This is a genomic window from Paramaledivibacter caminithermalis DSM 15212 (genome assembly GCF_900142245.1).
Classification (GTDB): Bacteria; Bacillota; Clostridia; order Peptostreptococcales; family Caminicellaceae; genus Paramaledivibacter; species Paramaledivibacter caminithermalis.
On record NZ_FRAG01000002.1, the window covers coordinates 99,278 to 118,524 of the forward strand.

General features: G+C 30.8%; 13 protein-coding genes. 12 read left to right on the forward strand and 1 reads right to left on the reverse strand.

All coding sequences use genetic code 11. From position 1 onward, the window contains the following. Positions 1-435 precede the first annotated feature (435 nt). A complete protein-coding gene (locus tag BUB36_RS01455; protein ID WP_073146614.1) occupies positions 436-1,935 on the forward strand; it encodes a sodium-dependent transporter in 1,500 nt (499 codons plus the stop codon). A 290-nt stretch (positions 1,936-2,225) separates the two neighbouring features. Here the strand turns inward: BUB36_RS01455 and BUB36_RS01460 are convergent, their stop codons facing one another. Continuing rightward, positions 2,226-3,050, reverse strand: coding sequence for a histidinol-phosphatase HisJ family protein (locus BUB36_RS01460; RefSeq protein WP_084111581.1), 825 nt, complete (start codon positions 3,048-3,050; stop codon positions 2,226-2,228). A 236-nt stretch (positions 3,051-3,286) separates the two neighbouring features. Here BUB36_RS01460 and BUB36_RS01465 point away from each other — a divergent pair, with 236 nt between their 5' ends. The 11 genes from BUB36_RS01465 to BUB36_RS01515 all read left to right on the forward strand — a co-directional run bounded on the left by BUB36_RS01465 (position 3,287) and on the right by BUB36_RS01515 (position 19,145). Beyond that, positions 3,287-4,888 (forward strand): PTS transporter subunit EIIC, encoded by a 1,602-nt coding sequence (locus BUB36_RS01465; protein ID WP_073146616.1) that lies wholly within the window; start codon positions 3,287-3,289, stop codon positions 4,886-4,888. Between the two features lie 296 nt (positions 4,889-5,184). Then, the gene (locus BUB36_RS01470; protein ID WP_073146617.1) at positions 5,185-6,573 is read left to right on the forward strand and encodes a Sapep family Mn(2+)-dependent dipeptidase; all 1,389 of its coding nucleotides are present in this window, start codon (positions 5,185-5,187) and stop codon (positions 6,571-6,573) included. 207 nt (positions 6,574-6,780) lie between these two features. After that, positions 6,781-8,343 carry a BglG family transcription antiterminator gene (locus BUB36_RS01475; protein WP_073146618.1) on the forward strand — a complete coding sequence of 521 codons (1,563 nt, stop codon included), beginning with the start codon at positions 6,781-6,783 and terminating at the stop codon, positions 8,341-8,343. 78 nt (positions 8,344-8,421) lie between these two features. Further along, positions 8,422-9,138, forward strand: a complete 717-nt coding sequence (locus tag BUB36_RS01480) for a ribulose-phosphate 3-epimerase (protein ID WP_073146619.1) — start codon at positions 8,422-8,424, stop codon at positions 9,136-9,138. A 279-nt stretch (positions 9,139-9,417) separates the two neighbouring features. Continuing rightward, positions 9,418-9,897, forward strand: a complete 480-nt coding sequence (locus BUB36_RS01485) for a PTS sugar transporter subunit IIA (protein ID WP_073146620.1) — start codon at positions 9,418-9,420, stop codon at positions 9,895-9,897. Positions 9,898-9,922: 25 nt separating this feature from the next. Next, on the forward strand, positions 9,923-11,308 hold the full coding sequence (locus BUB36_RS01490; protein ID WP_073146621.1) for a tryptophanase: 1,386 nt from the start codon (positions 9,923-9,925) through the stop codon (positions 11,306-11,308). Between the two features lie 200 nt (positions 11,309-11,508). Beyond that, positions 11,509-13,245: a sigma 54-interacting transcriptional regulator gene (locus BUB36_RS01495; RefSeq protein WP_073146622.1), complete on the forward strand. Its 1,737-nt coding sequence runs from the start codon at positions 11,509-11,511 to the stop codon at positions 13,243-13,245. A gap of 380 nt (positions 13,246-13,625) precedes the next feature. Next, positions 13,626-14,837, forward strand: coding sequence for a diaminopropionate ammonia-lyase (dpaL, locus tag BUB36_RS01500; RefSeq protein ID WP_073146623.1), 1,212 nt, complete (start codon positions 13,626-13,628; stop codon positions 14,835-14,837). Between the two features lie 22 nt (positions 14,838-14,859). Next, complete coding sequence (gene ygeW / locus BUB36_RS01505; protein ID WP_073146624.1) at positions 14,860-16,056, forward strand: knotted carbamoyltransferase YgeW; 1,197 nt, start codon at positions 14,860-14,862, stop codon at positions 16,054-16,056. Positions 16,057-16,071: 15 nt separating this feature from the next. After that, positions 16,072-17,343: a YgeY family selenium metabolism-linked hydrolase gene (locus tag BUB36_RS01510; RefSeq protein ID WP_073146625.1), complete on the forward strand. Its 1,272-nt coding sequence runs from the start codon at positions 16,072-16,074 to the stop codon at positions 17,341-17,343. Between the two features lie 92 nt (positions 17,344-17,435). Then, positions 17,436-19,145 (forward strand): hypothetical protein, encoded by a 1,710-nt coding sequence (locus tag BUB36_RS01515; protein ID WP_073146626.1) that lies wholly within the window; start codon positions 17,436-17,438, stop codon positions 19,143-19,145. Positions 19,146-19,247: the final 102 nt, after the last annotated feature.

Here is a 19,247-nt window from a genome sequence, read left to right on the forward strand (position 1 = left end):
AATATAAGCAATACCTATAAATATCTTTCCTCTCTTAATTATAAAAATTTGAGTCATTGTCAATTTATGATGATGACTCAAATTTTTATAGGGCAAAACTACATAACACAAAAAAATAAATTGTAAAAAATATAAGACAATGTCTAAAATATTTACTAGTTAGTGCTTATAAATAAGACCAAGTTATACATGCTCATGGGTTTTTATAAAAGAGCTATGGATTTATGAACTCTGAAAACCTTTATAATGAACGATTTGAAATATACTCTTAATTATTAATATAAATGGCATAGCATTTGCTTTAATCAATAATGGAATATTTAAAATATTGATTTATTTCTAAAAATATATGCAAAAAAAGGGGGGCAATATTTAATTAGATTTAAAAAAAGACCGTCAAGAAAACGTTAACACAAACTTAAAAGGAGGAGTATCATGAATCAACAAAAGGAGCAATGGGGTAGTCGTCTAGGTTTTATTTTGGCTGCTATGGGAATGGCAGTTGGAACAGGTAATATTTGGAGATTTCCTCGTATTGTAGGAAGTAACCATGGTGGTGCATTTATAATTGCTTATACAATTTGTAACATGATTTGGGTTGTTCCACTTCTTATGATGGAAATGGGTATTGGTAAAACTACTCGTTTAGGTGCAATAGGTTCTTTTAGGGATTTTTATGGCAAGAAAAAGACTTGGCTTGGTGGATGGGTTACATTTGTCTGTGCAGCTATAACTTTCTACTACGCAGTAGTATTTGGTTATGCAATGAGATACTTTGTTTTTGCTGTACAAGGAACTATTAAACCAGGATTTGATTCAGAGGCTTTATGGAATAATTTTACAAACGCTCCAAGTCAAACTATATTATTCCAAGCTATTGCAGTATTACTAACTGGGTTTGTAATTTATAGGGGTGTTAAAGGTGGTTTGGAAGCTATAGGTAAAGTTGCAATTCCTACATTATTTATTTCATTATTGATAGCTTCTATATGGTCTTTATGTCAGCCTGGCTCAATGACAGGTTTACAATATCTATTCGTTCCTAAATGGTCAGCTTTAGGGACTTCAAAGGTATGGTTAAATGCCCTTACACAATCAGCATGGTCTGCTGGAGCGGGATGGGCAATGATGCTTACTTATGCTAACTACTTCAAGGAAAATGAAGATATAGCTGTTAATAGTTTTATGATTACATTTGGTGACGCTATGGGTGCCTTAGTAGCTGCTTTGGCAGTATTACCAGCGGTTTTTGCTCTTTCAGCAACAGAAGGTGCAGCTATGGAGGCATTATCAGCAGGTAACTATGGACTTACATTTGTATATCTTGCAAAGCTATTTTCACAAATTCCTGGTGGTAGACTTATAGCTATCATATTCTTCTTTGCATTGTCACTTGCTGCACTTACATCAATAATTCCACAGACAGAAGTTATTGTTAGAAATTTTGTAAATGCAGGTTTTTCAAGAGAAAAAGCAACCATAGCAGTTATGATAGGTGTATTTGTTCTAGGAATTCCATCTGCATACAGTATAAATATCCTAAATAACCAAGACTGGGTATGGGGAGTAGGTTTAATTATCTGTGGTCTTCTATTTGCATTATCAGTTTATAAATACGGTGTTGACCGTTTCCGTACAGAAATTATTAATAAATCAAGTGATATTTACGTTGGAAAATGGTTTAATTTCTGTATAAAACTTTTCCCAGTATTACTTACTATAGTAGTTGGATGGTGGTTCTATCAATCAATTACTTGGAATCCAGGAAGCTGGTGGAATCCACTTAAAGTTGACAGCGTAGGTACTGTTATAGTTCAGTGGGTAATAACAGGCTTAATATTCTACTTAGCAAACGATTGGCTGGCTAAATGGATTCAGCCTTCCGATACCTTAAATCAAGAGGTAACTACAAACAGTGTTAAGGGGGAAGCTTAATGAAAACAATATTTTGGATGATAATAATGTTAGGGATAAATGTTGGAGGATTTGTATATTTTGCAAATATAGCAGCTAAAAAAGAAAAAACTAAATCATAGATATAGCTTTATAACATGATAAAATTAAAAAATTGCCCTTAGTAAATATGAGTGTTTATTTACTAAGGGTTTTGAATTAACTTCTTGTGTTAGTTAATTAAATTTTTTGTTTATAAAGTACCTTAGAGAGTTTTAATATTTCATTTAAAAAAATGGTTATAAAAGGTGTTAAGTAATGTCAAAATATATTTATATCCTAACAAACCTAGGTTCCATTTTTTCAAATGTAGCTATATATTTGAAACCTATTTCCTTAAGAATTTCATAAACATAATCAAATTTATAAGCTAAAGTATGTGGAACGTGGGTATCTGATCCTAAGGTTATAACTTTTCCGCCTAGTTCATAATAAAATTTGAGTACATCAGCTGAAAGCAGCAAAGTGTCGGAATATCTTAAACTAGAGGTATTTATTTCTATTCCCTTGTTTCTTTCTATAAGAGCTTTAAAAATTACTTCTAAAATATCAAAGTAGCTGGAAAGCTTCTCTTTAGCGACGGCTTTATTGTACCTTGCAAGTATATTTAAGTGGCCTATAACATTAAAATTTTTGAAGTTTTTTATACAGTATAAAAGCTCTTCAAAATACTTTAGATAAGCCTCTCTAGCAGTTTTTCCTCTATAAAAATCTCCATTATACAAATCCTTTCTATTACAAGTATGTATAGAAGAAATTACAAAATCAAAATCTCCTTTAGCTATAACCCTATCACATTTTCCAATTATATGGGGTTGAATACCCATTTCTATCCCCTTAAGTATCTTGATTTTATTTTCGTAATTATTTCTCATTAGATCAATATAACGTGTATATTCATCTATATCAAATTCAAAGTTTATTGAAGGGTCGCAATAATCATAGTCTGTATGATCTGTAAAGCATATTTCTTTAATTCCAAATTCTATGGCCCTTTCAATTATATCCTTCATATCTACATCGCAATCCGATGAAAACCTACTGTGAACATGATAATCATAGTACATTATAATAATCACTCCTAACTTTAAAGGCATAACATACCTTTCTATTCCATATATAGTTTACCATTAATTAAGCTAATAGTTAAATATTTTTAATATTTGGTCAGTTTTTGCCGCTATAATGTGGCAATTAGTTTTATAAGTCTAGTATTTAAGAATAACGTTTTCAAAGATATAATAATAGTGTAAGGTTAGTTATCGATAATTAATTAAAAATGAACAATTGAAATTTCAATTGAAACACTTAAGTGAAAAAATGAGGTGAGAGCATGAGAGAAAAGCTACAATCATTTGCAGGGTCAATGATGGTTCCTATTATTTTACTTGTATTAGTTGGTTTTTATGTAAGTATTGCTTGTTCATTTACAGGGTATATTTTGACAGAAGGTACATTTTTACATACTATATTTTCAATATTTGCTGACATAGGCTTTATGATAATGAGATATTTGCCATTTTGGTTTGCAATAGGTGTTGCTTTTGGGTTAGCTAAGAAAGAAAAGGGATGGGCTGCTTTTGCAGGATTTGTAATGTTCATGTGTTTTAACACTGTTATTAGTACTTATGCTGGAGCTCATGGATGGAATGTAGATACAACTACAGTTGATCACTTAGTTAATAATTTAGGATGGACAATGGAAAAAGCACAAAACTATAATGCGTTATGGAAAAATATTGCTGGTATTTTCACATTTGATATGGGTATTTTTAGTGGAATTATTACTGGAATTGCTACTGCTGCTATTCATAATAAATGGTGTAATAAAGAATTACCAACAGTATTTTCATTTTTTAGTGGACCAAGATATGTAATTATATTGATTACTTTATTTTCAATTCCACTAGGAATTGTAACTTATTATGTTTGGCCGATAATTGCTGCTGGATTACAAGGGCTTACAAAGTTAATAACTACCTCTGGATTGTTTGGAACCTTTTTATTCGGAGCAATGGATAAAGCCTTATTACCATTTGGAATTCATCACTTGATTGCTTTTCCAATTGAGTATACACGTGTTGGTGGCACAATGGAAATTGGTGGCATTGTTTATGAAGGTGTTAGAAATATTATTGTTGGGCAAGCTGGTTCACCAGAAGCAACTGGTTATATAGTACGCAACTTTACAACAGGTAGGATTTTATTCCAATTTGGTGGGCTTCCTGGAGCAGCAGCAGCAATATATGCAGCTGCTAGACCAGAAAACAAGAAAAAGGTAGCTTCTATAGTTGTACCAGCTGCGTTAACTGTAATGTTTGTTGGTATTTCTGAACCTATAGAATATACATTTTTATTTGTAAACCCATTACTATATTACTTGATTCATGTACCATTAGCAGGATTAGCATATATATTAACTGAAGTAACAAAGGTTTCGATTAATGGTCATGCACTATTTTTTATGATACCAAATTTATTTCAACCACATAAAGTTCATGCAATGTCATTATTCATATTAGTTCCAGTTTACTTTGCAGCGTATTTCTTCCTGTTTAAATGGGCAATTCTTAAATTTGATATTCCTACTCCAGGTAGGAGCGGAAATGAAAAAGTAAAATTATATACTAAGAGTGATTATAAAGAAAAGCAAAAAAATAAAAAAGAACATGGTAATGATTTAGCCTACAGAATTGTTGAAAATCTTGGCGGAGCTAATAATATTGATAGTGTAAGCAATTGCGCTACTCGATTGAGGGTTACTGTTAAGGATGCATCGTTGGTATCAGAGAATTCAATTTGGGTTGAAGAATTAGAGGCTCATGGTGTTGTTAGAAACAATAAAGGATTTCAAATTATATACGGACCAAGGGTAATATCAATTGCTACGGCCGTAAAGGATGTATTAAATGCTGATTCTTTAAATACTAATTAGAAGTATATACAAGAGACATTCTTTTTAGAAGGTCTCTTGTATATAGATTTTCAATAGTAAAATTTAATTTATATAGGATTTACATAGTAAAACTTAATTTATACATGTACAAATACGCAACGTTTCTGGGCGTTTTGGATATGTATAAATTAAAGTCTTTACTTAAATTCCTATATATGTCATAATATCCAAAATTTTAAGGATTTTGATGTGTATGAATTAATTGTTTTATTGGAATATTTATAATATTTATCTAAAATATTTCAAGTACCTTTCTTTACTATGGAGTGAAGTTTATGACAATGGATATGATATTTGAAAAACTGCGTAATTATAGAGCAGATATGAAGGAAGATTTATCTCAGTTAGTTGCAATTAATTCAGAAAGAGATTTAATGACAAAGAGAGAAAATGCTCCTTTTGGGATAGGGATTAGAAAATGCTTTGATAAAATGATTGAATTTGCCAGAAGGGAAGAATTGTCTGTAGAAGATTTTAATGGCTATGCAATGCATATTGACTATGGAGAAGGTCAAGAAACATTGGCTATTCTAGGACATTTAGATATCGTAGGTATTCAAGACAGATATAAATGGGACAGTAATCCTTTTCAATTAATAGAAAAAGAAGGTTTTTGGTATGGACGAGGTGTAAATGATAATAAAGGACCTATGATTGGATGTTTATATTTATTAAAAATTCTAAAGGAATTGAATTATAAACCAAATAAAAAGATTAGACTTATTATTGGTGGAGCTGAAGAAACTACTTGGGAGTGTATGAGACATTATTTCAAATACAATAAAATGCCTATATATGGATTTTCACCCGATGGAGATTTTCCAATTATAAATTGTGAAAAAGGAATTGGATATTATAAATACCATAGAAAAAAAAGAGCAACTAATGATGGGATTTATAATATTATTTCAATAACATCAAATGAAGATATTACTAGAGTGTGTTCTCGGGTTGAGGTATGTATTGAGACTCAAAAGCCTGAAGAATTAATGAAATTAATTTCGCCTGAAGTTGAAAGTAAAGTTAATGAAAATAATCTTGTACTCATTTATAAAGGTATATCAGCTATGGGGAGGAATCCTCATAAGGGCAAAAATGCAATCTTTAAATATATTAAGGATTTTAAAGGAATAGAGGGCTTGGATAGTAGAGCAAAAGAATTAATTGATTTTTTAGATAGGTATTTTTTAGATTCCATATATGGAGAAAAGCTAGGGCTTTATTATAAAGATGAAGAAACTGGACATACCACAAATAATCTTTCCTATATTACATTAAATAGTAATGGTTATGTTATTTCCTTTGATTTTAGATACCCTAAAGGAACAAGCTATGGCAAGATTAAGGAAAGACTTATAGAGATTGGTCTTGAAAATGAATTAGAGTTAATGATTATAAAAGAGATGCCTTTACTCTATGTTTCACCTGATAGTCAGTTGGTTAGAGGATTAAAGCTGGCTTATCAAAATATTACTGGAGAAAAGCCCAAATTATTTTCAAAGGGAGCAGCTAGTTATGCGAGAGTGCTAAGGCAAGGGGTTGCTTTTGGACCTACTTTTTCTTCAGATAGACCTAATTCACATAATGCAAATGAATGTATCAATGTAGATAATTTTATGAAAGCACTTCTTATTTATGCTAATGCAATTAAGTTATTAACTTAAATTCTCAACTTATTGATTAGATATATTAAAGATATAGATATATAAATAGCGAAAATGATTTTACATGAAACGAATTAAATTTTTGCTATAAACATTAAGAAAACGGAAGCACACAAAATCCAAATTGAAAAATTTTTTGTGTGTTCTATGTATGAATTTAATGGGAAAAGATATTCCAGTGAACTTATGCTCATACGGGGTGATATTATGAAGGTTCGTATTCTACAGATTATCAAGATGTTACTTAATAGCAATAATATTATGACAATAGCCGATATTGCAGAAAGACTAAGTGTTTCCAATAAAACTATTAGAAATGATTTAAAGCTTGTGGAAAAATTATTGTCTGAAAACAATTTAAAACTCATAAAGAAAACAGGTGTTGGCATTTACATTGAAGGTGACGAAAAATGGAAATTAAAAATGCTTTCTAATATCAAATCGTATAAACAAGTAAGTTCACACTATACGTCAAAAGATAGACAACTATATATTCTTAATCAATTACTGGCGAATAATAAAAAAATAACAACTAGCAGTTTACAAGAAGAACTTTTTATAAGTAGACCTTCAGTGTATAAAGATTTAGAAAAAGTTAAAGATTGGCTAAAGGAGAGGGATATTAACCTAATATGTGATAAAAAGAGAGGGATTTTTATTGAAGCAGGAGAAAAAAGAATAAGAAAAGCAATGTTTGATCTATTTCTTTTAAGTCAAGACTATGATGAAATGCTTGAAATTATGGAAAAAGTGAATGATTCTGACAATACAAACTATGCTTCAATAAATTTTTTTTCTTATTGCCAAAAAGATGATATTTTAGGACTGGATTATGAGAAAGTTAATAAAATTATTTTAGGTATCGAAGATAAATTTAATATTAAATTTACAACTAAAGATTTAACTAGGCTTACGATTAAAGCAGCTTTAGCAATTTCGAGAATGTTGGATGGTAAATTTGTCAAAATGAAGGAAGATACTTTAAGAGGACTCCAGGAGTTGAGTAAATATGAAAAAATGGTTGAAGTAGCAAAGGAAATTGAAGATGAATTTGATATTACAATTCCTGTAGAGGAGATAGGATATTTGTTCGGCAATACCATTGTATCAAAAACCCACTTTGAAGATGCTGATTGGAATGTAAATGAAAAGATGTTAGTGGTTAATAAGATTATTACTAAAGAAATAATTGAGTTGACAAAGGAAAGCTATCATATATCTGATGAAGAAACTTTTTATAATGGATTAATCCATCACTTAAAGTCTGTTACTAATAAAATTAAATATGGATTAGAATTTGATAATATAATAGTTGAAGATATTAGAAATAATTATCCAGAACCCTTTGAAATAGCATTAAAAAGTAAATCAATATTTGAAGAATATTATAATTTCGAGATTCCATTAGATGAGGTGGGTTATATTGCTTTGCATATTGCTGCTGCTATAGAACGTAGCAAGAGACCTCTTACTACTTATGTTGTTTACCATACTAGCTATAGTGAGATTAAACTGATGATCGAAATTCTCAAAAATAATTTTAATCAGCTTATGATTCAGAAAGTGATACCTATTTCCATGATTGATGAAATTAATCATGATGAGGTAGATTTGATTATAACAACACAGAAATTAGATAGGGAATTAGATAATAATACAGTAGTTTTACCCACTGTACTAGTGTATGATGATATGCAAAAATTTGCTAAAATACTTAGACATATATATGAGGAACAAAATATTAAAAATTTAAAAAAGTACCGTAATTAATGGTAATTACTTTTACAGCAAGAAATTAATTAGTGTGGTAGACTATGGATGTAAATGAAAGAAGGAGTGATTAGATAAATGAAACATATAAAAATTGCTGCAGGTTTAGCTCATGTTAATTATGGAAATATAGCTGGGGTAGTAAAGGAGGCTGTAGAAGCTGGTGCAGATTATGTACATTCAGATGCTGCTGATATGCATGATTTAAAAAATTTGCAGCTAATGGGAGGACATCAGATCATACAAGGCATCAGACCAGTTACAGATAAGATGATTGAATGTCATTTTTATACAGAAACCTGTGATAGATTGTTTATTGAAAAGCTAGCAGATGTAGGAACAGATATGTTGATTTTACCAGCTGAACATTTTATCGGTGCACAGCTAGCCTATATTATTAATTATTGTCGTGAATTTGGTATGAAATTTGGGTTAACGCTTGGTTGCTATACTCCCTTATGTTTTGTAGAAGAATCAATTTATGATATAGATAGGTTACACTTAGTGGTTCACGGTGTAGATGAAACTGATGGTAAAGACAATTGGGGATGGCGTAGAAGTGCTATCGATCTTGTAAAAAGAGCCAGAAAGTTGATTGATGAAAAGAATCCAAAATGTGAGTTAGCAATAGATGGTGGATTAAGACATAATAATATGGAGCCGCTAATTGAATGTAATCCAGACGTCATAGTTCTTTCATCAGCAATATTTAAGCATCCAGATGGCATTGCAGCAGGCGTAAAAGCTTGTAGAGAAGCGATAAATACAGCTGCTAAAAAATTTAATCTAAAATAGTTATGGACTAAAAAGCTGGTAAATGTATGTTTTGCTAGCTTTTTTGTTTTATAGGAACTCAAAACGAGTCCTACAGGCATATTTATTTTTTTCTCAAGTAGCTTAAATATTTGTTAACATACTACCACAATTATGTGGAGAAAGGTTTTTTTGAAACTAATTAAGCAAGATATTAAACTAAAGATAAAGGAGAATGATTAGATTTATAGATTTTGTAAATCTGAGACGTTCTATAAATAATATGATTATTACGTAGCAATTAAAGGTGGTGATGATTGAATGTTAAAAAAATTTTTTAAGAGAAAAGAAGAACTATCATGGGTAGCGCCTTTAACTGGCACGATTAAAGGGATTGCTGAGGCACCAGATCCTGTTTTTTCTGAAAAGATGATGGGTGATGGTTTCTGTATTGATCCTATACTTGGAAAAGTTTATTCTCCTGTAAATGGGAAGATTATATCAATTTTTCCTACCAAACATGCTATAGGGATTATGTCAGATAATGGTTATGAAATATTGATACATTTTGGAATTGACACAGTAAATCTTAATGGAGAGGGCTTTGAGCTTTTTGTAAATACAGGAGATAAAGTAAAAGCAGGACAATTATTATTTAATGTTGATATTGACAAAATAAAGGATAAAATACCATCATTAAATACAGCTGTTGTTATTACTAATTTAAGAGGTAAAAGTGTTGAGATATCAAAGCATGGTCAGGTTAAACAAGGTGACATTATTACTTTAGAGATAAATTAACATTTTATTTGGAAGGAGAGTAACTATGAAATTTATGACTGCAGAACCATTTAGAATTAAGATGGTAGAACCAATTAAAAAATCCACAAAGGAACAAAGAAGACAGTGGCTTAAAGAAGCTGGATACAATGCGTTTAGATTGAGAGCAGAAAATGTTTATATTGATTGTTTAACAGACAGTGGGACATCAGCAATGAGTAGTCATCAATGGGCAGCATTGATGTTGGGAGATGAATCCTATGCGGGATGTAAAAGCTTTTATAAATTAGAAGAATCTGTTCAGGATATTTTTGGCATGCCATATGTTCAACCTACACATCAAGGGAGAGCAGCTGATTATATTATGGCCAAGATTTATGCAAAAGAAGGGAAATATGCTATTGGCAACATGCACTTTGATACATTTAGGGGGAATGCAGAAGTACTAGGAGCTTTAGCAGTTGATTACGTTATAGATGAAGGGAAAGATGCATCAAGCCCCTCTCATCCTTTTAAAGGGAATATTGATATAGATAAGATGCAAAGATTAATAGATGAAAAAGGACCAGAAAATATATCTGTTGTCATTATAACTATTACCTGCAATAACAATGGTGGACAGCCCGTTTCAATGCAAAATATTAGACAAGTGAGTCAGCTTGCTAAAAAATATAATATACCAGTTGTTTTAGATAGTGCAAGGCTTGCAGAAAATGCATATTTTATTAAGCAAAGGGAAGAAGGTTATCAAAATAAGTCAATAAAAGAAATAACTAGAGAAATGTTTTCTTATTGTGAAACAGCTACTATGAGTTCTAAAAAGGATGGGCTTGTTAATATAGGTGGGCTTTTTGTAACAAGAAATAAAGATGTATTTGCATTAGCTAATCAATTAGCAATTGTTCACGAAGGCTTTGTAACCTACGGAGGTATGTCTGGAAGAGATATGGAAGCACTTGCAGTTGGACTACAAGAAGCTTGTGATGAACAATATCTTGAGTATCGTATAAACCAAGTGAAATATTTAGGAGATAATTTAAAAGAAAAAGGAATACCAATAATTGAACCAACGGGGGGACATGGTGTATATGTAGATGGTAGAAGGTTTTTTCCTCATATTCCACAACATGAGTTTCCATCTCAAAGATTAGTTTGTGCTTTATATGAAGAAGCTGGTGTTCGGGCAGTAGAATTAGGGGCATGTGCCTTTGGTTCCAAGGATAAAGAAACTGGAAAGCCTATATGGCCTGAATTAGAGACCATGAGAATAGCTATATCTAGAAGGGTATATACAAATAGCCATATGGATGTTATAGCCAATGCTCTTGGAGAAATCTATAAGAATAGAGATAATTATAGAGGTATGAAGCTTGTATATGAAGGACCAATAACTTCATTAAGACATTTTACAGCTGGATTTGAATTGTTATAAAGATAGAAAAAAAGCTAGAACTATTGTTTTGTTCTAGCTTTACTGTTGCCAAATTTATTTTTTATTATTGTTATATTTTAACTTTTAAGATTCTAAGACTAGAATTAGCAATTATATAAAACATATTTATCAAAATGATAAAGTATGCTATCATAATTATGTAGTTAAGTAAAATATGATAAAAATAAAAGGTGAAGTCTATGTATAATTTAGCAAACATCGTAGACACAGTTCAAAAATATGCTGAAATCACATATGAAATAGCAAAGGTTGATGTTGAAGTTGTTGATGCTAATCTAATAAGGATTGCAGGTACTGGAATATTTAGTGAAATTAATATTGATGTATCAGAAAATTCCCATGTTTATAAACATGCAATAGAAACAGGAAAAAGACAAGTATTGCTAGAGCCTAGAATAGATGAAAGATGTATAGCTTGTAAGATGAAAGAACAATGCAAAGAACTATTAGAAATTTCTATGCCGATTAAGATGAATGATGAAATAATAGGTGTTATTGGAATGGCTTGTTCAAATGAAATATCAAGAGATATGATATTAAACAACTTAGACAGTTATTTAGAGTTTTTAGCACAAATTGCTGATTTTATTTCTACTAAGGCATTGGAGGATGAGGAAACTAAGAGTAAAGCAGCTATGATGGATATGCTTGAGATGATAATTAGGAATATGGATGAAGGGGCAATAGTAGTTAATAATGAGGGAAAAGTTTCAATAATAAATTCAAGTGCTAAAAGCCAATTAGGTATTACAAGAATTATTGACAATGAGAAAATTTATATAAAGCCTACTGGAGATACAGTTAACAATAGTAAGGAATATAGAGTTAAAATAGGTAAAAATTCAAGTATAGTAATTGGAGATATACTTGATATAGCTGAAAATCCTGAATATAAACAAGTATTATTGTTTAGAGATTTAAAAAAGATTCATTCTAATATATATCAGATGACATCTACAATAAATGCAGTAGATACAGATAATATAATTGGAAGTAGTAGACATACAATACAGCTTAAAAAAAGGATTAAAAAAATAGCTAATTTTACTTCTACGGTACTGATTACAGGGGAAAGTGGAAGTGGCAAAGAAGTGGTTGCTACAGCTATTTGGAAAAATTCAGACAGACGAGACAAAAGATTTGTAGCTATAAACTGTGCAGCTATACCAGAACCATTGCTGGAGAGCGAACTATTTGGGTATGTAAAAGGTGCATTTACTGGTGCAGATCCAAATGGCAAAATAGGAAAATTTGAATTGGCAAACCATGGTATTATCTTTCTTGATGAAATAGGTGATATGCCTTTATATCTTCAATCAAAGCTGCTAAGAGTTATTCAAGATAAAAGAGTTACTAGAATTGGTTCAAACCAAGTAATACCTTTAGATATTAGAATCATAGCTGCAACTAATAAGGATTTAAAAAAGATGATTAGGGAAAATAAATTTCGTGAAGACTTGTATTATAGACTAAATGTCATACCGATTGAAATTGTCCCATTAAGAGAAAGAAAAGAAGACATAGTTGATTTATTTTATTATTTTGTTAATTATTATGCAAAGCTGTTTGGAAAAAATGTTGTAAAAATTAAAGAAGAGACGATGGAGAAGCTTTTGGACTATCCTTGGTATGGAAATGTTAGGGAACTAGAAAATACAGTTGAGTTTATAGTAAATATGATGGAAAATGGAATTGTTAATGACAATACTTTACCTTTAAACATATCAAATCCAACTTCAACACAATATGATAATGATCAAGAAATAAAAACTTTAAAAGAAATAGAATTGAAAGAAATAAAAAAAGCATTAGCATATTATGGTACTACAACAAAAGGTAAATCTAAGGCAGCAAAGGCTTTAGGAATTGGAGTTGCCACGTTATATAGGAAATTAAAAGAAGCTGAACTAATGTAGTTTAGCTTCTTTTAATTTCCTTTTCATAAATAGTTATTTTTTAAAATTACAATAAAAATACATTTAATAAATAAAACATTAGCAGTATGTAATGAATTTTTATCAAAATGATAATTGTTATTTATGTTTTTTTAGATAAAAGGAAATATAAGCAATTTAAGCTATTTATCAAAATGATAATTAATTATCGATTTGATAAAATATTATAATCTATTTACCTTAATAAGAAGATAATGTGTTTTATATGTTTAAATTTAATGGCTGTATTTCAAGGAATAATTGGCAAAAAAAATAAATATTAAGGGTATAGCACTAAAAAAAGTTGGCATAAATTATGCATTAATCATAAGTGAAATAAAAAAATGGAAAGGTGTTGGAAAATGAATGGGAAATATGAAATAGTATCAAATGATATTCCTAAAGGAGAAGAGGTTGATTTAGAATTTGTAAATGAAAATGTAGCAAAGAAAACTTTAAAATTTCACTCAAATTTCGAACAATATTCGGAAACACCTTTAGTGGAATTAAAGTACCTTGCAAAATGCTTAGGATTAAAAGCTTTGTTTGTTAAAGACGAATCCTATAGGTTTGGCTTAAATGCTTTTAAGGTTTTAGGAGGAAGCTTTGCTATTGGTCAGTATATAGCTGATAAATTAGGTAAAAGCATGGATAAGCTTCCATATAAGACTTTAATATCAGATGAAATCAAAAAGGAATTAGGTGAACTAACCTTTATCACAGCAACTGATGGCAACCATGGTAGAGGGGTTGCATGGACTGCTGAACAGTTAAAGCAAAAAGCAATTGTTTACATGCCAAAGGGAAGTTCTCAGGAAAGATTGAAAAATATACGAGCACATGGGGCAGAATGTGAAATACTTGATATGAATTATGATGAATGTGTAAGATATGCAAATGATCTTGCAGAGAAGAACGGTTATGTTATGGTTCAAGATACAGCGTGGGAAGGATATGAAGATATTCCAACTTGGATTATTCAAGGGTATATAACCATGGCTTATGAAGCGTATTTAAAATTAAAAGAACAAAATAGAAAACCAACACATATATTTCTACAGGCAGGAGTAGGTTCTATGGCATCAGCAGTATGTGGATTTTTTAGTTCTGTTTACAAGGGAAAAGATAAACCTATTATTACAATAGTTGAACCAAATAAAGCTGACTGTTTATTTAGGACTGCAAAAGCTAATGATGGAAAGCTTCATTTTGTAACAGGAGATATGGATACAATAATGGCAGGTTTAGCATGTGGTGAGCCATGTACTGTTGCGTGGAAGATTCTAAATTCTTATGCAGATAATTTCTTGTCAGTTCCAGATGATGTGGCTGCACATGGAATGAGAGTTCTTGGAAATCCTTTAAAAGGGGATAGACAAGTTATATCTGGGGAAAGCGGAGCAGTTACTACTGGAGTTGTCTCACAAGTTATGACAAAAGAAGAATTAAAGGATATAAAGAAAGCATTAAAACTTGATGAAAATTCCGTTGTACTTTGTATAAGTACAGAAGGAGATACTGACTTTGAACATTATAGAAAAGTAGTGTGGAATGGATTATATTCCAATAAATAAAAAATAGGAGGAGATTAAAAATATGAATACAAACTTCAATGGATTATTAGGAAAATTAAAAAAAATAGACTATAAGAACCTTTATCATAATGATTTTTTATTGACTTGGGACAAGACACAAGAAGAGTTAGAAGCTATTTTTACAGTAGCAGATGCTCTTAGATATTTAAGGTCAAACAATATAAGTCCTAAAATTTTTGATTCAGGATTAGGAATTTCAATATTTAGAGATAACTCTACAAGAACAAGATTTTCATTTGCATCAGCTTGTAATTTACTAGGATTAGAAATTCAAGATTTAGATGAAAAGAAATCGCAAATTGCTCATGGAGAGACTGTAAAGGAAACTGCAAATATGATATCTTTCATGGCAGATGTTATTGGAATTCGTGATGATATGTATATAGGAAAGGGTCACACATATCAAAAGGCTGTTGCAGAATATGTAAATGAAGGGTATCAAGATGGAGTGCTTGAACAAAGACCAACTATAGTAAACCTACAATGTGATATTGATCACCCGACTCAAACGATGGCAGATATGCTTCATATAATTCATGAATTTGGTGGAGTTGAAAATCTAAGGGGAAAGAAAATAGCTATGACTTGGGCTTATTCACCATCCTATGGAAAACCACTTTCAGTTCCACAAGGAGTAATTGCTCTTATGACAAGATTTGGAATGGATGTAGTATTAGCACATCCAGAGGGATATGAGGTAATGTCAGAAGTAGAAGATGTTGCTAAGAATAACGCAGAACAATATGGTGGGAAATTTACTAAAACTAACTCTATGGAAGAAGCTTTCAAAAATGCAGATATTGTATACCCAAAGAGCTGGGCACCATTTGTAGCAATGGAAAAAAGAACTGAACTTTATGGAGAAGGTAAATTTAAAGAAATTGATGAATTAGAACAAGAACTACTAGCACAGAATGCTCAACATAAAGATTGGGCATGTACAGAAGAAATGATGAGTTTAACTAAAGATGGAAGAGCTCTATATATGCACTGTTTACCAGCTGATATAACTGGGGTAAGTTGTAAAGAGGGTGAAGTAGATGCTTCGGTATTTGATAGATATAGAGTGCCGCTATATAAAGAAGCAAGCTATAAACCATATATTATAGCAGCTATGATATTCTTACAAAAAGTGAAGAATCCAGAGGCAACATTACAAAAATTATTAGATCAAAATAAAGCAAGATTAGTTAGATAATAGGAGGTTACGAAGATGAATTTAGATTTCAAAAAGATTAAAACTACAGCAGAAGAATATAAAGATGATATGACTAAATTTTTACGTGCCCTTATAAAAGCAAAGGGCGAAAGTACAGAAGAAAAAGAAAAAGTGTATCTAATTAAAGCTGAAATGGAGAAATTAGGCTTTGACAAAGTTTGGATTGATGGAATGGGAAATATTCTTGGATATATGGGAACAGGAGAAAAAATTATAGGATTTGATGCTCATATTGATACAGTAGGAATTGGAGAAATTGAAAATTGGAAATTTGATCCATATGAAGGATATGAAGACGAAGAAACAATTGGTGGTCGTGGAGCTTCTGACCAATTAGGTGGAATTGTAAGTGCTGTATATGGAGCTAAAATAATGAAAGATTTAGGACTTTTAAATGATAAATATAAAGTTTTAGTGACTGGAACAGTACAAGAGGAAGATTGTGACGGACTTTGTTGGCAATATATTATAAATGAGGATAAGATAAAACCAGAATTTGTAGTATCAACAGAACCGACAAATAACAATATTTATAGAGGACAAAGAGGAAGAATGGAAATTCGTGTTGATGTAAAAGGAGTTTCATCCCATGGGTCAGCTCCAGAAAGGGGAGATAATGCTATCTATAAGATGGCTGAAATTCTTCAAAATATTCGTGATCTTAATGAAAATGATACAGCTGAAGATAAAGAAATTAAAGGTTTAGTTAAGATGTTAGATGAAAAATATAACTCAGAGTGGAAAGAAGCTCGTTTTTTAGGTCGTGGAACTGTTACTGTTTCTGAAATTTTCTTTACATCACCAAGCCGTTGCGCAGTAGCGGATTCTTGCTCTATTTCATTAGACCGACGTATGACGGCTGGTGAAACTTGGGAAAGCTGTTTAGAAGAAATCCGTCAGCTTCCAGCTGTAAAGAAATACAATGCAAAGGTAAGCATGTATACCTATGAAAGACCGTCATGGACAGGCTGTGTTTACCCAACGGAAGCTTATTTCCCAACTTGGGTAGTGCCAGAAGAGCATCAAATAACCCAAGCCATGGCTGAGGCTTATAAAGCAATGTATGGAAAGCCCAAAATTGATAAATGGACATTTTCAACAAATGGGGTAGCGATAATGGGAAGAGAAGGTATTCCAGTAATTGGTCTTGGACCTGGTAAAGAGGAAGAAGCACATGCTCCAAACGAAAAGACTTGGAAGTCAGACTTAGTAAAATGTGCTGCAATATATGCAGCTCTTCCAACAATTTATATTAAAAATAATTAGATTTTGACTTTTCTAGAAAATAAAGATTTTATAGTGGGACGGTCTACCGTCCCTAAAGGTTTTTAAATAATTTTAGAGAAGGTGAAGAAGATATGACTAAATCTATGAAACCAATTCCTTTTGAAAGATTCATTGATATATGTATAAATGATTATTATTCAAAAAACAAAATAATGGAAATTGATAAAAGTGATTTTTTTAAGGGAGATAGTGAAAATGTTTGCATGAAATTTAATGGAGAATTTCTAAGGTTTCCTATAGGACCTGCAGCTGGACCGCAAACTCAATTATGTCAGAATCTTTTAACTGCATACTTGACAGGGGCTAGATTTTTTGAGGTCAAAACTGTTCAAGTAGTAGATGGAAAAGAAATGCAAGAAATGATTTCAAAACCTTGTATAGAAGCAAAAAATATAGGATTTAATGTAGAATGGTCAACAGAACTAACAGTAGAGGAAGCAAAAGAAGAATATATTAAAGCTTCAGTATTAATGCAGGTATTTGCAATTGAACTAGGATTGTCAGATATAAAGGATTTCGTAATTAATATAAGTGTAGGGTACAGCTTAAAAGGAATAAAATCAAAAAAAATTTCAAATTTCATAGATGATTTAAAGGATGCTTCAAATACAGAAATATATAAGGAATGCATTGAATTATTGAAGAAGAATATACACAAGTTTAAGAGATTTAAATTACAAGATATAGAAAAGATTACACCTCATATTACTAATACAGTAACATTATCAACTATGCATGGTGCAAAGCCAGAAGAAATTTTTGAAATAGCAGCCTATTTGATAACTGATAAGAAGTTAAATACTTATGTGAAATTCAATCCTACATTACTAGGATATGACAATGTGAGAAAAATTTTATACAACTTAAAATATCATGATGTAGTAGTAAAAATAGAAGATTTTAAAAATGATTTACAGTTTGATAAAGCTGTTGAAATTATTACTAGATTGCAAAAATTAGGCAGAGAGAATAACTTAAATGTGGGAATCAAACTCACAAATACTCTACCTGTATATAACTCAAGAGGTTATTTATCTGGAGAAAACATGTATATGTCAGGAAAACCTCTTTATCCAATAGCTATAAATGTAGCTAAAATATTTGCTGAAAAATTTGATGGGAATATTAATATTTCCTTCTCAGCAGGTATAGATATAAACAATGTTGCAAAGGTTTTCAAAACAGGAATATCACCTATTACATTCTCAACTATTCTTTTAAAGCCAAGAGGATTTATAAACATAAAAGATATCATAAACGAGATAAATGGAAAAACTGTCTCATGTAGCAAATTAGATGTAGAAGCTATTAAAGAACTAGCTAAAGCTGCAAAAACAGATTGCAATTATAAGAACAGAGGGGAAGGGAGATTATTAGAAGATACACTTTCAATATTTAATTGTTTCAAAATAAAATGTGCTTTATGTGTTGATGTATGTCCAAATAGAGCAAATTTAAAAGTTTACGATGAACATTTTGAATCAGCATATCAAATACTACATATTGAAGATAGATGTAATGAATGTGGCAATTGTCATACATTCTGCACAAGAGGAGGATATCCCTATTTCAAAAAACCAACATTATATTCGACATTATCAGATTTTGAAAAATCAAGAAAATCAGGTTTTGTTAAGATTGAAGGAAATAAATTTAGAGTAAGAGATGAAGCCAATGATGTTTATGATTATGAACCTGATTTTGATAAGCCAAATGAAGAAAAAGAAAAAATACAAATATTCCTTGAAACAATAATAAGAGAATACCCTTATTTGATTTAGTAAAAATAAAATAGTAATTGGACCAGGTAAAAATGCTTTAGGAAATGATACTAAATTACAAAAAAGTAGTTGAATTTATATTAAAGCCTGAAAGACAGAGTC

Excerpts from the sequence above, each read along its gene's own strand:
- BUB36_RS01480 (WP_073146619.1), top strand. The coding sequence starts at position 8,422 with ATGAAACATATAAAAATTGCTGCAGGTTTAGCTCATGTTAATTATGGA.
- BUB36_RS01465 (WP_073146616.1), top strand. The coding sequence starts at position 3,287 with ATGAGAGAAAAGCTACAATCATTTGCAGGGTCAATGATGGTTCCTATT.
- BUB36_RS01460 (WP_084111581.1), bottom strand. The coding sequence starts at position 3,050 with ATGCCTTTAAAGTTAGGAGTGATTATTATAATGTACTATGATTATCAT.
- BUB36_RS01485 (WP_073146620.1), top strand. The coding sequence starts at position 9,418 with ATGTTAAAAAAATTTTTTAAGAGAAAAGAAGAACTATCATGGGTAGCG.
- BUB36_RS01470 (WP_073146617.1), top strand. The coding sequence starts at position 5,185 with ATGACAATGGATATGATATTTGAAAAACTGCGTAATTATAGAGCAGAT.
- ygeW (WP_073146624.1), top strand. The coding sequence starts at position 14,860 with ATGAATACAAACTTCAATGGATTATTAGGAAAATTAAAAAAAATAGAC.
- BUB36_RS01495 (WP_073146622.1), top strand. The coding sequence starts at position 11,509 with ATGTATAATTTAGCAAACATCGTAGACACAGTTCAAAAATATGCTGAA.
- BUB36_RS01455 (WP_073146614.1), top strand. The coding sequence starts at position 436 with ATGAATCAACAAAAGGAGCAATGGGGTAGTCGTCTAGGTTTTATTTTG.
- BUB36_RS01515 (WP_073146626.1), top strand. The coding sequence starts at position 17,436 with ATGACTAAATCTATGAAACCAATTCCTTTTGAAAGATTCATTGATATA.
- BUB36_RS01490 (WP_073146621.1), top strand. The coding sequence starts at position 9,923 with ATGAAATTTATGACTGCAGAACCATTTAGAATTAAGATGGTAGAACCA.
- BUB36_RS01510 (WP_073146625.1), top strand. The coding sequence starts at position 16,072 with ATGAATTTAGATTTCAAAAAGATTAAAACTACAGCAGAAGAATATAAA.
- dpaL (WP_073146623.1), top strand. The coding sequence starts at position 13,626 with ATGAATGGGAAATATGAAATAGTATCAAATGATATTCCTAAAGGAGAA.
- BUB36_RS01475 (WP_073146618.1), top strand. The coding sequence starts at position 6,781 with ATGAAGGTTCGTATTCTACAGATTATCAAGATGTTACTTAATAGCAAT.